Origin of the sequence: Brevundimonas aveniformis DSM 17977 (assembly GCF_000428765.1) — a bacterium.
Lineage (GTDB): Bacteria > Pseudomonadota > Alphaproteobacteria > Caulobacterales > Caulobacteraceae > Brevundimonas > Brevundimonas aveniformis.
Genome location: NZ_AUAO01000003.1, coordinates 205,613 through 219,130, shown reverse-complemented (window position 1 = coordinate 219,130; position 13,518 = coordinate 205,613). Strand labels below are relative to the sequence as shown.

The following is a 13,518-nucleotide window of genomic DNA, read 5'->3' as shown; positions in this document are numbered from 1 at the left end:
AAGCGGCTTAGGCCGACTTCTCCGAGATGAACTTCACGGCATCGCCGACGGTCTGGATGTGCTCGGCGGCGTCATCCGGGATCTCGATGTCGAACTCTTCTTCGAAGGCCATGACCAGCTCGACGTTGTCGAGCGAGTCGGCGCCCAGGTCGTCGATGAAGGAGGCTTTTTCCGTGACCTTGTCCGGGTCGGCGTCAAGGTGCTCGATGACGATCTTGCGGACGCGCTCGAGAATATCGGACATGGGTGTCTCTCTGTCTGCTGCCGCCAGAGCGGCGTTTGATTCAATCCTGCCCTAGGCCCACGGCGTCGCTTTCGCAAGTCATAACAGCGCGGGTTGGGGTCGGTTGCGGGCCTTTAGCACAGTCCTTCCGCTTGGGAAGAGCCTAGATCATCGCCATCCCGCCGTTCACATGCAGGGTCTGTCCTGTGACGTAGGCCGCTTCGTCGCTGGCTAGATAGCAGGCCGCCGCCGCGATCTCGTCGCCGGTTCCCAACCGTCCAGCCGGAATGGAGCCCATGATGGCGTCCTTCTGCTGGTCGTTCAGCACGTCGGTCATGGGGCTGGCAATGAAGCCGGGCGCGATGCAATTCACCGTGATTCCGCGGCTTGCCACCTCCTGGGCCAGCGACTTTGAAAAGCCGATCATGCCGGCTTTTGAAGCCGAATAGTTCGTTTGGCCGGGATTGCCCGTGACGCCGACAACCGAGGTTACCCCGATGATTCGACCTGCCCGGCGTTTCATCATGCCGCGCATGACCGCCCGGCTCAGCCGAAAATAGCTCTCTAGATTGATGCGGATCACATCGGAGAAGTCTTCGTCCTTCATCCGCATCAGCAGACCGTCGCGCGTGATACCAGCGTTGGCCACCAGAATGTCCAGCCCGGCACCCGCGGCCTCTTCCGCCGCAGGCACAAGGTTATCGACACTTTCCGGGTCCGACAGATTGCAGGTTGCATAGTGGGCGCGATCTCCCAACTCGGCCTTGAGCTCTTCCAGCACATTGGCGCGCGTGCCGGACAGAACGACGGTCGCCCCTTGCGCGTGCAGCGCGCGGGCCACCGCCCCACCGATGCCGCCCGTCGCGCCAGTCACCAGTGCGGTCTTGCCTTCAAGATTGAACATCTTCGTCTCCCTCAGAGCGTTTTCGCAAACGCTTCAATGTCTTCCGGTCCGTTCAGTGCCACCGCCTCAGCGTCCGGCGCGATCCGTTTGGCCATGCCGGTCAGAACCTTGCCCGAACCCAGCTCGGCGAAGCGCGTCACGCCGCCCTCGCCCGCCATCCATTCCATACTCTCGCGCCAGCGCACCCTCCCGGTCACCTGTTCAACCAGCAACCGCCGGATCGCCTCCGGGTCGCTTTCGGGCCGCGCCGTCACATTGTCGACGATAGGAATGACCGGCACCGATATACCGGCACCCGCCAGGGCCTCGGCCATTTCATCGGCTGCGGGCTGCATCAACGGACTGTGGAAGGGTGCCGAGACATTCAACGGGATCGCCCGCGCGCCCAGCTCCTTGGCCTTCTCGATCGCCAGATCAACCCCCGCCTTGGTGCCCGAAATCACAATATTGCCGGCGTTATTGTCATTGGCTACGACGCAGACGCCTGCTGCCGACCCAGCCTTGGCCGCGGCCTCCGCCAGCGCCAGATCCGACTTCGGCCCGATCAGAGACGCCATGGCACCCTCGCCCACCGGCACGGCCCGCTGCATCGCCTGACCGCGCAACTTCAGCAGCCGCGCCGTGTCCGACATCGAGATCGCCCCCGCCGCGCACAGCGCCGAATACTGCCCCAGCGAATGGCCCGCCGCGAATGCCGCGCGGTCCATGGAGACGCCGAAATCCCGGTCCAGCACCCGCGCCAACGCCACCGACACCGCCATCAGGGCCGGCTGGGCGTTCTCCGTCAGGGTCAGTTGGTCCTCAGGTCCGTCCTTCATCAGGGCTGACAGCTTCTGGCCCAGGGCGTCATCGACCTCCTGAAAGACCTCGCGCGCCACCGAGAAGGCCTCGATCAAGCCCTGCCCCATGCCGACAGCCTGACTGCCCTGCCCCGGAAAGAGAAACGCCAAGCTCATCTGATCCTCACCAAGCCGCTGAATCGCGTCGCAGGCTTAGGCCGTCAGCTACAAGGCGGCAAGCCGAGCTACTGCGGATCTACAGCTGCCGCGCCGCCGGCCAGTACTGCCGCCTCGGCCGCGATTATCGCCGCGAGAGCCGCGTCGTCGGCAGCATCGGTATCGCCTAGCCCCGATTGAATGTCCGATACAGACAAGCCCTCGGCCCCTCGCGACCCCAAGTCCATACGGCGCGTCGGCAGGTCAGGCTCGATCGGATAGACCGTGGTGTCGTCGGCGGCTTCCGGGAAGCCCAGTTGCTCACGGATATCTGGAAGGCTTTCCAGGATGACGGTCATCAGATTGACGACGAAATCATCCCTTTGCGCGAGGATTTCAGCCCCCCCACGCGACTCGTGGAACCGAATAAGCGCCGCGAGCTGGGCTTCTGAATAGGTCCGCGCATGCGTTTCGATCAGGAGGCCTTCAATGATCTCAAGAAAGGGACGCAGGACTTCCATGTCGAGTTCCTGGTTAAAGGTCGGCATGGGCGAGGTCATCGTTTCACCCTTGGTCGTTCCGACGATCTCGCGCTGCAATCGCTCCCACTCAGGCACAGCGTCACTCATGCCGGCATAGAGTTCTTGCACCAGGCGCTCGAGATTGAGCACTTCGACATACTCCGTCGCCAGTTCGCGAGCCCGAGTGCTGGGCTCGGCGCGGCTTTGGGCCTGGGCCGGAACGCCGACAAACAGGGCCAGAACGAGTAAAACGAGACCGACAGCGCGCATGCAACTTCCCCTGTCGTGAGTGATGACCCACTCGCGATGAGGGCGCAAGGGCCGGCGACCTGCAAGCACAGGGGCCGTCTCATGTGATCTGCGCCTTGCATGGCAAGCCGTTATCCCTTATTAGCCGCGCCTTTCCAGGACGCCGGTCCCGGACGCGGAGTATCAATGGGTAGGGGAAATCGTCCCTCACCGCCGCCCCGGGAGCCATCGTCGGACTTGCGGTCTTCCGCCGCGATCCGCCGCCGTCGTCCATATCGGGAGCACCTGCCCATGGCTCTTTATGAGCACGTGGTCATTTCGCGCCAGGACATCTCTGCCCAGCAGGCCGAGGCGCTGAACGACCAAATCAAGGCCCTGATCGAAGAGCGCGGCGGTTCCGTCGCCAAGATCGAATACTGGGGTCTTCGTAACCTGACCTACCGCATCAAGAAGAACCGCAAGGGTCACTATTCTCTCCTCGCCCTCAACGCCCCGGCGGATGCGGTCAAGGAGATGGAGCGCCAGCTGTCGATCAATGAAGACGTGCTGCGCTACATGACCATTCGTGTGGAAGAGCTCGATCTCGAGCTGTCTCCGATCCTGGCGCGCCGTGAGCGTGAACGCGAGCGCGAGCGCGAGCGTGGCCCGCGCACCGGCTTTGATGATGCGGCCTGAGGCAAGATAGATGACTGATGTGACCCCCACTCCGGGCGCGCCCGTCGGCAATACGCCGGCCCGCCGTCCCTTCCACCGCCGCCGCAAGGTTTGCCCGTTCACCGGGCCGGACGCTCCGAAGATCGACTACAAGGACGTCAAGCTCCTGCAACGCTACATCTCCGAGCGCGGCAAGATCGTCCCCTCGCGGATCACGGCTGTCAGCCAGAAGAAGCAGCGTGAGCTGGCCAAGGCCATCAAGCGCGCCCGCTTCCTGGCGCTCCTGCCCTATGTGGTGAAGTAAGATGAAGGTCGTTCTGCTTGAACGCGTCGAGAATCTCGGCGCCATCGGTGACGTCGTCACGGTTAAGGACGGCTTCGCCCGCAACTTCCTGCTCCCGCGCGAAAAGGCCCTGCGCGCCACTAACGCCAATCTCAAGGTGTTTGAGGCCCAGCGCGCCCAGATCGAGGCCCGCAACGAAAAGGCCAAGGCCGATGCCGGCAAGACCGGCGAGAAGCTCGATGGCCAAACCTATGTCCTGATCCGTCAGGCTGGTGAATCGGGTCAGCTGTACGGGTCGGTCACCGCCCGTGACGTTGCCGACGCCATCCAGGCCGAAGGCGGCAAGGTTGAGCGCAGCCAGGTTGTTCTGAACAACCCGATCAAGACCCTGGGCGTTCACGATGTGCAGGTTCGCCTGCACGCTGAGGTCGCCGTGACCGTCAAGATCAACGTGGCCCGTTCGGCCGATGAAGCCGAACGCCAGGCCCGTGGCGAAGACGTCATCGCCAGCCAGTTCGCAGAAGAGCGCGAAGCGGCCGCCGAGCAGGTCGCTGACATGGTCGAAGGCGGTGCCGGCCAACAGGAGTTCCTTGGCGAAGAAGCCTGAGGCTTCCCAACCGCACTCTGATCAAAGGGGCGCGCGTCCGATCCGGGCGCGCGCCCTTTTTTTGCCTTTCGGAGCCCTTGTTCCGCCATCATCGCGACGGCATTCTTTGGGAGCGGAGGATTGCATGAAACGGCTGCTGCTTATCCTGGCTCTGGTGGCGACGCCTGCGCTCGCCCATGCCATGCCGGTGTCAGAGTTTCTGGCCGAGGCGGAAGACATTCCGCGCAACCCCAGCGCCCTGCTGAGATCCGACACCCGGCGCTTGATGGGTGAGATTCGCGGGGCCTTTGAAACCCTTGGAAACGAGCGTCGAGCTGCCGAAGCTGCGGGGCGAACCCCGGCCTTCTGTCCGCCGGAGGGCGGACGTGTCTCGCTTTCCGCCGATGCCGTGATGAACCGGCTGAACAGCATCCCCGCATCTCGCCGTCACATCAGCGTGACCCAGGCCATGCGTGAATGGATGGCCGAACGCTATCCGTGCTGAGCCTCTGGCTGGCCGGCAAATTCCGGCAAACCGTTCACGCAACGTAAGCCATCTTTTCAACTGCCTCCGGCGCGCCTAGTTTCCCTGCCTCAAGAACGAAGGCGGATGAAATCCGCCCCGGAGGACAGTTTGCGTGAAACGCTGAACTACCAGGTCAACAGCGAAACGATTTTCGACGCCCTGATCGCGGCGCGAGACAAGTACGGCGACAAGGTCATCCTGGAGGACCAGGACCGAAATCCCCTGACCTATACAGGGTTGATCCGGGCCGCGCTGGTTCTTGGCGGCAAGATTGCCGCCATGACCGAGCCTGGCGAAAGGATCGGCATCCTGCTCCCGACCAGTTCCGGCGTCGTGGTGACCTACTACGGCCTCCTCGGCCATGGCCGGGTGCCGGTGATGCTGAACTTCACGTCCGGCGCGCGCAATGTGACGGCCGCTATTCGGGCCGCCGGCGTCAAGACGGTTCTGTCGGCCAAGCGGTTCGTGTCCCAGGCCAAGCTGGACGACCTGGTCACCGCCATCGAAGCCGAGGCCAAGGTCGTCTGGCTTGACGACGTGCGCAAGACCATCGGCATCGGCGACAAGGTCTATGGCCTGATGGCGGGGATGTTCCCGCGTCAGTTCCGCGTCAAGTCCGATCCGGCCTCACCCGGGGTTATCCTGTTTACCTCGGGCAGCTTTGGTGCCCCCAAGGGGGTGGTCCTGTCCCAGTCGAACCTGATCGCCAACTGTCGTCAGGTGGCCCAGCATATCGACCTTGATCCCGACTGGGTCATGTTCAACCCCATGCCAACCTTCCACTGCCTGGGCCTGACCGGCGGGGTCCTGTTGCCCTTGTTGGAGGGGATGAAGGCTTTCCAGTACCCCTCGCCGCTTCATGCCAAACAGATCGTAGAGCTATTGCCCGAGGTAAAGCCCTCCATCCTGTTTGCGACCGACACCTTCCTCAACCAGTGGGCCCGTCTGGCAAGTCCCGACGATTTCGACAGCCTGAAATTCGTCGTAGCCGGGGCCGAGCGCGTGCGCGACGAAACCCACCATCTGTTCAATACCCGCTTCCATGGCCTGAAACTGCTGGAAGGCTACGGGGCGACCGAGGCCGCGCCGGTGGTGGCGGTCAACCACCCCGACCGCAATCGCCCCGGCACCGTCGGCCAGATGCTTCCGGGCATGGAGTGGCGCATCGAACCGGTGCCAGGCATCGAGGAAGGCGGACGACTCTACCTGCGCGGTCCCAACGTCATGGACGGCTATCTGTCGCCGGACGACCCCGAGATCATCGAGCCTCTGGAAGGTGGCTGGCACGACACCGGCGATATCGTCTCCATCGACCCGGACGGCTATTGCACCATCCTTGGACGGGTCAAACGCTTCGCCAAGATCGGTGGCGAAATGGTCAGCCTGACGGCGGTTGAAGGTCTGGCCTCGGCGGTCTGGCCGGAGAACCATCACGCCGTCGTAGCCGTGGCCGATACCCGCAAGGGAGAGCGGCTGATTCTCGTCACGGATCGCAACGATGCCGAGGTCGCTCGGCTGGCCGAGTGGGCGCGCTCCCACGGCGCACCGGAACTGGCCGTGCCCAAGAAGATCATCAAGGTGGCTGCTGTGACGGTCTTGGGGACAGGGAAGACGGACTATGTCTCCCTTCAGAAGATGGCGGAAACCGAGGCTCGCGCCGCCTGAGGACAACCAGCTTGCCAAGCAAGCCCGCAACAGTCACGGTTCCTGACACTTGGGTCGACATGACCTGAAACAGGAGGGTTCCCCATGAATTTGACGGGTTTGTCCGAGCGCGCGCCCCAGGTCCTGAGCCTGCTCAGGATCGTTGCCGGGCTGATGTTCATGCAGCACGGCACACAGAAGATTTTCGGCTTCCCGGAAGCGGCCCGTGGTCCGTTTGAACTGATGAGCCAGATGGGAATCGGGGGGGTGCTGGAACTGGTCGGCGGCGCATTGATCGTATTGGGCCTGTTCACCCGACCGGTCGCCTTTATCCTGTCGGGCATGATGGCCGTGGCCTACTTCCAGTTCCACGCGCCGAGCAGCCTTTATCCGCTGGTCAATCAGGGCGAACTGGCGGTGATGTACTGCTGGGTGTTCTTCTATCTCGCCTTCGCAGGACCGGGCGCGTGGAGCCTCGATGCGATCCTCGGCCGGAAGGCCTGACCGATGATCTGGCTAGGACGGGCCGTCATCGGTGTCGTCTTTGTTTGCGGCATGGCGGCCCTCTTCTTTTGGACCGCCACCTCGATGCAACTGGCGCGATTGGACTATCGACCGGCCCCCGAGATCTCGGCCGCCACCAGTCCTGAGGCGATCGCCAGAGGCGAACGGCTGTCGTACATCTACGGCTGCTCCGGCTGTCATGGTGTTGATTTGCAAGGTGACTTCGTTTGGGAAGAGCCGGGTCTGGCGACCGTGCAAGCGGCCAATCTCACCCGAGCCATGGCTTTCTATGACGACGCTGAACTCGCCCGAGCGATCCGGGGCGGCGTTCGCCATGACGACCGGCCGCTCTGGGCGATGCCGTCGGAGAGTTGGGTCGAGGTGACGGACGCCGAAATGTCCGACCTCCTGGCCTTCCTGCGGATTCACCAGCCAGCCGGGCCGCCGACGCCGGTGCCGGTGCTGACCCTTCGGGGACGCTGGCAGCTGTTGACGGGTCAGTTACGGCTCTCACCGGCCTATGTCGCAGAGGCTCGGGCCAACCCTGCACTCGATCTAGGCCCCGCACAGGCTGATGGCCGGCATCTGGCGGTGACGGTGTGTAGCGAGTGTCATGGCTCGAATCTGAGCGGGCGCGAAGGCTTCACGCCGGACCTCAGCCGGGCCGCGACCTACGACCTTGCGGGGTTCACGCGCCTCATGCGGACCGGGCAGGCTCTGGACGACCGGGATCTGGGCCTGATGGCGGTGGTCTCGCGCGGACGGTTCTCGCACATGACGGACGCGGAGATCGCTTCGCTCCACGCCTATCTGGTCGCCCGCGCCGAGGCGATCCCTTAGTTCTTCAGTCGGTAGCCCGTCCTGAAGACCCAGGTCACGACCGCCAGACACACAGCCAAAAATCCGCCGATAGCCGCCAGACTGATCGCGACCGGCACATCTCCCTGGCCGTAGAAGGTCCAGCGGAAGCCCGAGATCAAATAGACGATCGGGTTGAACAGGCTCACCGTTCGCCAGAACTCCGGCAGCATATGGATCGAATAGAAGGCACCGCCCAGGAAGGTCAGCGGCGTCACGATCAGCATCGGAACCGCGTTCAGTTCCTCGAAGCCTTTGGCCCAGATGCCCAGGAGGAACCCAAAAAGTGAGAAGCTAAGCGCGGTCAGGAACAGGAAGGCGAGCATCAGCACCGGATGCTCAATGCGCAGAGGCACAAACAGAGAGGCCGTCCCCAGGATCACCATCCCCAGGATGACCGACTTACTCGCCGCCGCTCCAACATAGGCGGTCACGATCTCAAACGGCGACATGGGGGCCGACAAGATCTCGTAGATGGTGCCGGCGAATTTGGGAAAATAGATCGCGAAGCTGGCGTTGAAGAGGCTCTGGGTGAACAGGCTCAGCATGATCAGACCCGGCACAATGAAGGCGGCGTAGTCTACGCCCTCAATCTGGTTCATCCGGCTACCGATGGCCGATCCGAAGACCACGAAGTACAGCGATGTCGTCACCACCGGCGTGACCAGACTCTGCCAGAGGGTCCGCCGCGCCCGGTTCATCTCGAACTTATAGAGCGCCCAGACGCCATGCCGATTGAAGGTCATTGGCCGGCCTCCTCAGCGGTTGCGTGGACAAGTCCCACGAAGATCTCCTCCAGCGAACTCTGGGCGGTATTCAGGTCCTTGAAGCCGATTCCCAGATCCGACAGGCGCCGCAGCAGCGACGGAACGCCCGTTCTTTCTGCATTGCTATCAAATACATACTCCAGCTCGTTGCCATCTGCTTTCAGCGTTAGGAACCAATCAGACAGGCCCTCCGGCAAGGCAGTGAGCGGCTCTTGCAACGCCAGCGTCAGGGTTTTCTTGCCCAGCTTCTTCATCAAGGCCTGCGTCTCTTCGACCAGGATCAGCCGCCCCCTGGAAATCACCCCAACCCGGTCGGCCATCTCCTCGGCTTCTTCGATGTAGTGGGTGGTCAGGATGACGGTGACGCCCTCATCTCTGAGGCCGCGCACCAGCGCCCACATGTCGCGGCGCAGCTCGACATCAACGCCGGCCGTGGGCTCGTCTAGAAACAGGATCGTCGGCTCGTGCGACAGGGCCTTGGCGATCAGGACGCGACGTTTCATGCCACCCGACAGGGTCATAATCTTGTCGTTGCGCTTGTCCCAGAGCGACAACGATTTCAGCACGCGTTCGATGACCGCCGGATCCGGGGCCTTGCCGAAAAGCCCCCTGGACAGACAGACCGTCGACCAGACACTTTCGAACGAGTCCGTCGTCAGTTCCTGCGGCACCAAACCGATGCGCGAGCGCGTCTCCCGATAGTCGAGCTGGATGTCATATCCATCCGCCAGAACCTCGCCATCCGATGGCGTCACGATCCCACAGATGATCGAGATAAGGGTCGTCTTGCCGGCCCCGTTCGGGCCCAGAAGGGCGAATATCTCGCCCTTGTTGATGTCGAGATCGACAGGATGCAGCGCCTGTAGGCCTGTCGCATAGGTCTTCGACAGGCCGCGGATCGAGAGAATGGGGTCCATGGAGGCCAGTTAGGCTGAGGTGCGGCGCAACTCAACCCTTGGCAAAATACGGTTATCCGCCACCGATCTGGGCCATCATCAGGCCTGTCGCCCACCCCGCTGCCGTGCCCACGATGTAACCGAGAACCGCGAGCAACACCCCAACCGGGGCCAGCGAGGGGTGGAAGGCCGCCGCCGCGACGGGGCCGCTGGCCGCGCCGCCGATATTGGCCATCGAGCCGACCCCCAGGAAGAAGCTGGGGGCCCGGATCAAACGCGCCACCGTGAACATCAGGATGACGTGAACCAGCATCCAGACGCCCCCGATCAGGAAATAGACTGGGCTCTCGAGGATCGCCCCGATGTTCATGTTCAAACCGACGCAAGCCACCAGGATATAGACGAAGACCGAGCCGACCTTGGCCGCCCCTGCCCCTTGCAGTTTGCGCGCCGGTGTAAAGGACAGCACGACCCCGATGATCGTTGCCACCAGCACCAGCCAGAAGAAGCTGGAGTTCAAGGATAGCTGGTCCAGACTTGGATAGGTTTCACCGAACCAGGCGGAGAGATAGTCGGCGGCAAAATGCGAGATGCCGACGGCGCCGAACCCGACGGCCAGAATGATGATCAGGTCCTTCAGAGTCGGGATGCGGGCGTTGGCCAACTCATAGGCTTCCGCCTTTTCGCGCACGGCCACCACGGCGCTGGAATCTGCCTTCAACCAGCGATCTACCCGCGTCTGATTGGCCGCGATCCACAGCACAACGGCCATCCAGATGTTGGCCACGATCACATCGACTGCAATCCAGATCGAGAAGACGTCCGGGCCGGCACCGAATATCTCGTACAGAGCCGCCTGGTTAGCCGATCCACCGATCCAGCTTCCGGCGACGGTCGCCATGCCGCGCCAGATCGCCTCCGGGCCAGTGCCGAGGAGTTCGGGGGCAAACACGCTCGTTAGCCAGATCGCGACCGGCCCCCCGATCATCACACCCAGCGTGCCGGTAAAGAACATGATCAAGGCCTTTGGCCCGAGGCGCAGGGTAGCTGGAAGATCCGCCGACACGGTAAGCAAGACCAGAGCCGCGGGCAGCAGATACCGCGACGCCACGAAATAGAGCTTGGACTGTTCGGGATCGACGATCCCGAAGGTAGTCAGAAGCGACGGCAAAAAATAGCACAGCAGCAGCGCCGGAATGATCGAGAAGAACCGCTGAACCGCCCTGTTCTGAAGGCTCGAAGCCCAGAACACCCCCCCAAGGATTATGGCGAGCAGGCCCAGGACAACGGCGTCATTCGTGATCAGGGCAGCGGTTTCGGCGGGGTCAGTCATTCTCGGCTCCGTCGGAATCAGTGCCCATTCAGCCCGCCAGACCCCCCTGTGGCAAGGCACTATGGCTTTTGGGATTGCCAAACGCCGGTAGCCTCCCGATCCTCACGTTCCCGATTCAGACAGGTTCCCCATGACATTTCTCACCTCGGTCAGCGGTCGTGTGCTGTTGGCGCTCATCGTCGGGCTCGCGACGGGAGCGGTCCTCCAGGGGATGAACCTAGGCTCGACGGGCGGCCTGATCTCGATTGCCGAGGCCGTCGGCGGTATCTGGTTGGGGGCGCTGCAGATGACCGTTATCCCGCTGGTGCTGTCGCTGCTTGTGGTGGGGGTTGCGGCGGTGTCTGACGCAGCGTCTGCCGGACGTCTGACCTCACGGGCCATCATGTGGTTCGCCGGCCTGCTGGTGGTGGTGATCGCCGCCAGCCTGATGCTCTACCCACTTGTCAATTCCGTATGGCCGGTCGATCCGGCCAGCGCTGCTTCACTTTATGTCGGCGCGGCAGGTACCGAAGCGCCGCCGCCCCCACAGGCCATTGATTTTGGCTCCTGGCTGCAATCCCTGGCCCCGACCAACCCCGTCACGGCGGCCGCCGAGAACGCCATCTTGCCGCTGGTCATCTTTGCGCTGTTCTTCGCCTTCGCTGTGACACGGTTGCCAGAACACCAACGCGCCCTATTGGTCGGCGTCTTCGACGCCATTGCTGACGCCATGATCGTTATCGTCAACTGGGTGTTGTTCGTGGCTCCCATCGGGGTCTTCGCCCTGGCCCTGACGCTGGGGCTTCGCAGTGGGTTCGGCTCGACCGGGGCCATCGTCCACTATGTCCTGCTGATTTCGTCAGGTTGCATTCTGGTCGCTCTGTTCGCCTACCCCCTCGCCTCTGTTTTCGGAAAGGTGCCGCTAGCCAGGTTTGCACGGGCCATTGCACCGGCGCAGGTGGTTGCGTTCTCGACCCAGTCATCGCTCGGCACGCTGCCTGTCATGGTGGAACGGGCCGTCGATCATCTCGATGTGCCCGAGCGGGTGGCGGGCCTGGTTCTGCCGCTGGCCGTCGCGCTATTTCGCATGACCAGCCCTGTGGCCAATCTCGGTGTGGTCTTCTTCATCTGTCATGTGTCGGGGGTCGAGCCCTCCATCGGTCAGATGATCGCCGGTGGGATCGTGGCTTTCGCCGTCTCCATCTCTTCGGTCGGCCTGCCCGGTCAGTCGAGCTTCTTCATTTCCATCGCACCGATCTGCCTGGCGATGGGGGCACCGGTGGAACTGTTGCCCCTGCTCCTAGCGGTCGAGGTTATTCCCGACATCTTCCGAACGGTCGGCAATGTCTCTGCGGATCTGGCCGTGACGACAATCCTCAACCGCAGCGAACAGGTCGTTGCGTCCGACCGCGGCTGAGGCTATCGCAACGCCATGTCCGAGACGCCCCCCGACCGCCTGTCGTCCAACCCGAACAGCCCCTTCTATGACGAGGATGTGCTGATGCGTGGCGTCGGCATCCTGTTCAACGGCCAGGAAAAGACCAACGTCGACGAATACTGTGTCTCCGAGGGCTGGGTTCGCCTGGTCGCGGGCAAGGCCCTGGATCGCCAGGGCAACCCGATGACGATCAAGCTAAAAGGCGTCGTTGAACCCTTCTTCCAGTCAGGCGAGCCCGCCGAGTCTTGATTTTTCGGCCCGGTTAGGGTTTTAGAGGGTCGCCCACAGCGGCCTCCCCCAAAGGATTCATGCAGTCTAAAATCTCTCCCGGCTTTGCCGATCGCCTCTCGACCCAGGCCGAGGCCAAAAAGGCCCTCCTCGCCAAGTTCAAGCCCAAAGCCAGCGTGGCGGCACCTGAGGGCGCGTTGACGCGCGACCAGATCAAAGCTCAGGAACGCGATGCCATGCGCAAAACGCGCGCTGAGGAAAAGGCCCGGCAGGAAGAAGAACGCCGCACCCAGCAGACCCAGCGCGCCGCGTCGGTCCTGGCCGAAGCCCAGGCCGCCCTTGAAGCCAAGCGTGCCGAACGCAAGGACCGCAAGGCCGCGGCCAAGGAAGAGGCGCGTCTCCGTCGCCAGCTCAAGCGCGCCTGATCAGCGCGTCACTGATCGCTCATACAGATTGACCTGGGCCCCGTGATAGACGGTGCTGTCGTATTGCTGAAAACCGAGCCTTTCAGCCAGCCGGATCGAGGCCCCGTTGCTCGGCTCGATCAGGCACACCGTCCGGTCGATCCCTTGAGCGTCGGCCCAGTCGAGAATCGCGCCAACGGCCTCTGACGCATAGCCATGTCCCTGGGCCGACGGCGTCAGAGCCCAGCCCACCTCGGATGTTTCATCGAACTCTGTCCCGAGCGACCTTTGCCCTTTGAGCAGGCCACCTTCCCCCAGGTAGGCTCCGCTTGCCTTGTCGCGAAAGGTCCAGAAGCCTTGGCCCAGCATGGCCCAGCTTCCCGCATAACGCAGGAGCCGGGCCCAGCTTTCCTCTCGCGTAGACGGTCGCCCGCCGATAAAGCGGACCACGTCGGGGTCCGACCACATCGCAGCAACCGCTTCAAAATCACCGGGCTGATGTCCGTTCAGACGCAGTCTATCCGTTTCAATCTGGGGGGCTATCCTGAGCATGCCCCTTTATGAACCCCCGCCATCCGTCGGGCGA

18 protein-coding genes are annotated in these 13,518 nt (G+C 62.9%); 10 read left to right on the top strand and 8 right to left on the bottom strand.

The window, feature by feature from the left end; translation table 11 throughout:
* Window positions 1–7: 7 nt before the first annotated feature.
* From G391_RS0109570 to G391_RS0109555, 4 genes are all read right to left on the bottom strand, one after another.
* Window positions 8–244: an acyl carrier protein gene (locus G391_RS0109570; protein ID WP_029087323.1), complete on the bottom strand. Its 237-nt coding sequence runs from the start codon at window positions 242–244 to the stop codon at window positions 8–10.
* 142 nt (window positions 245–386) lie between these two features.
* Complete coding sequence (fabG, locus tag G391_RS0109565) at window positions 387–1,127, bottom strand: 3-oxoacyl-[acyl-carrier-protein] reductase (protein ID WP_029087322.1); 741 nt, start codon at window positions 1,125–1,127, stop codon at window positions 387–389.
* Window positions 1,128–1,138: 11 nt separating this feature from the next.
* Window positions 1,139–2,083: an ACP S-malonyltransferase gene (gene fabD, locus G391_RS0109560; RefSeq protein WP_029087321.1), complete on the bottom strand. Its 945-nt coding sequence runs from the start codon at window positions 2,081–2,083 to the stop codon at window positions 1,139–1,141.
* Between the two features lie 68 nt (window positions 2,084–2,151).
* Window positions 2,152–2,853, bottom strand: coding sequence for a DUF2059 domain-containing protein (locus G391_RS0109555; RefSeq protein WP_029087320.1), 702 nt, complete (start codon window positions 2,851–2,853; stop codon window positions 2,152–2,154).
* A gap of 270 nt (window positions 2,854–3,123) precedes the next feature.
* Between G391_RS0109555 and rpsF the strand changes: the two genes are divergently transcribed.
* The 7 genes from rpsF to G391_RS0109520 all read left to right on the top strand — a co-directional run bounded on the left by rpsF (window position 3,124) and on the right by G391_RS0109520 (window position 7,869).
* Window positions 3,124–3,507, top strand: a complete 384-nt coding sequence (rpsF, locus tag G391_RS0109550; protein ID WP_029087319.1) for a 30S ribosomal protein S6 — start codon at window positions 3,124–3,126, stop codon at window positions 3,505–3,507.
* A gap of 10 nt (window positions 3,508–3,517) precedes the next feature.
* Complete coding sequence (rpsR, locus tag G391_RS0109545; RefSeq protein ID WP_029087318.1) at window positions 3,518–3,790, top strand: 30S ribosomal protein S18; 273 nt, start codon at window positions 3,518–3,520, stop codon at window positions 3,788–3,790.
* Between the two features lies 1 nt (window position 3,791).
* Complete coding sequence (gene rplI, locus G391_RS0109540; RefSeq protein WP_029087317.1) at window positions 3,792–4,376, top strand: 50S ribosomal protein L9; 585 nt, start codon at window positions 3,792–3,794, stop codon at window positions 4,374–4,376.
* 124 nt (window positions 4,377–4,500) lie between these two features.
* Entirely contained in the window at window positions 4,501–4,860 is a 360-nt protein-coding gene (locus tag G391_RS0109535; protein WP_029087316.1) for a Rap1a family protein, read from the top strand.
* A gap of 105 nt (window positions 4,861–4,965) precedes the next feature.
* A complete protein-coding gene (locus tag G391_RS14470; RefSeq protein WP_051257277.1) occupies window positions 4,966–6,546 on the top strand; it encodes an AMP-binding protein in 1,581 nt (526 codons plus the stop codon).
* Between the two features lie 84 nt (window positions 6,547–6,630).
* Window positions 6,631–7,029 (top strand): DoxX family protein, encoded by a 399-nt coding sequence (locus G391_RS0109525; protein ID WP_029087315.1) that lies wholly within the window; start codon window positions 6,631–6,633, stop codon window positions 7,027–7,029.
* 3 nt (window positions 7,030–7,032) lie between these two features.
* A complete protein-coding gene (locus tag G391_RS0109520) occupies window positions 7,033–7,869 on the top strand; it encodes a c-type cytochrome (protein WP_029087314.1) in 837 nt (278 codons plus the stop codon).
* Here G391_RS0109520 and G391_RS0109515 read toward each other — a convergent pair.
* Genes G391_RS0109515 through G391_RS0109505 form a run of 3 tightly spaced genes read right to left on the bottom strand, consistent with a single transcriptional unit; the run spans window position 7,866 to window position 10,883 of the window.
* On the bottom strand, window positions 7,866–8,633 hold the full coding sequence (locus G391_RS0109515; RefSeq protein WP_029087313.1) for an ABC transporter permease: 768 nt from the start codon (window positions 8,631–8,633) through the stop codon (window positions 7,866–7,868). The two genes, G391_RS0109520 and G391_RS0109515, sit on opposite strands and share 4 nt — an antisense overlap.
* Window positions 8,630–9,571, bottom strand: coding sequence for an ABC transporter ATP-binding protein (locus tag G391_RS0109510; RefSeq protein ID WP_029087312.1), 942 nt, complete (start codon window positions 9,569–9,571; stop codon window positions 8,630–8,632). Before G391_RS0109510 ends, G391_RS0109515 begins: the two co-directional genes overlap by 4 nt.
* A 52-nt stretch (window positions 9,572–9,623) precedes the next feature.
* Entirely contained in the window at window positions 9,624–10,883 is a 1,260-nt protein-coding gene (locus G391_RS0109505) for a DUF819 family protein (protein WP_029087311.1), read from the bottom strand.
* A 130-nt stretch (window positions 10,884–11,013) separates the two neighbouring features.
* Here G391_RS0109505 and G391_RS0109500 point away from each other — a divergent pair, with 130 nt between their 5' ends.
* Genes G391_RS0109500 through G391_RS14465 form a run of 3 tightly spaced genes read left to right on the top strand, consistent with a single transcriptional unit; the run spans window position 11,014 to window position 12,953 of the window.
* The gene (locus G391_RS0109500; RefSeq protein ID WP_029087310.1) at window positions 11,014–12,279 is read left to right on the top strand and encodes a dicarboxylate/amino acid:cation symporter; all 1,266 of its coding nucleotides are present in this window, start codon (window positions 11,014–11,016) and stop codon (window positions 12,277–12,279) included.
* Window positions 12,280–12,294: 15 nt separating this feature from the next.
* Complete coding sequence (locus G391_RS0109495) at window positions 12,295–12,549, top strand: DUF3297 family protein (protein ID WP_029087309.1); 255 nt, start codon at window positions 12,295–12,297, stop codon at window positions 12,547–12,549.
* A gap of 59 nt (window positions 12,550–12,608) precedes the next feature.
* Window positions 12,609–12,953 (top strand): DUF6481 family protein, encoded by a 345-nt coding sequence (locus tag G391_RS14465; RefSeq protein WP_035304223.1) that lies wholly within the window; start codon window positions 12,609–12,611, stop codon window positions 12,951–12,953.
* Here G391_RS14465 and G391_RS0109485 read toward each other — a convergent pair whose 3' ends face one another.
* Window positions 12,954–13,484 (bottom strand): GNAT family N-acetyltransferase, encoded by a 531-nt coding sequence (locus tag G391_RS0109485; protein WP_029087308.1) that lies wholly within the window; start codon window positions 13,482–13,484, stop codon window positions 12,954–12,956.
* Between the last annotated feature and the right edge of the window lie 34 nt (window positions 13,485–13,518).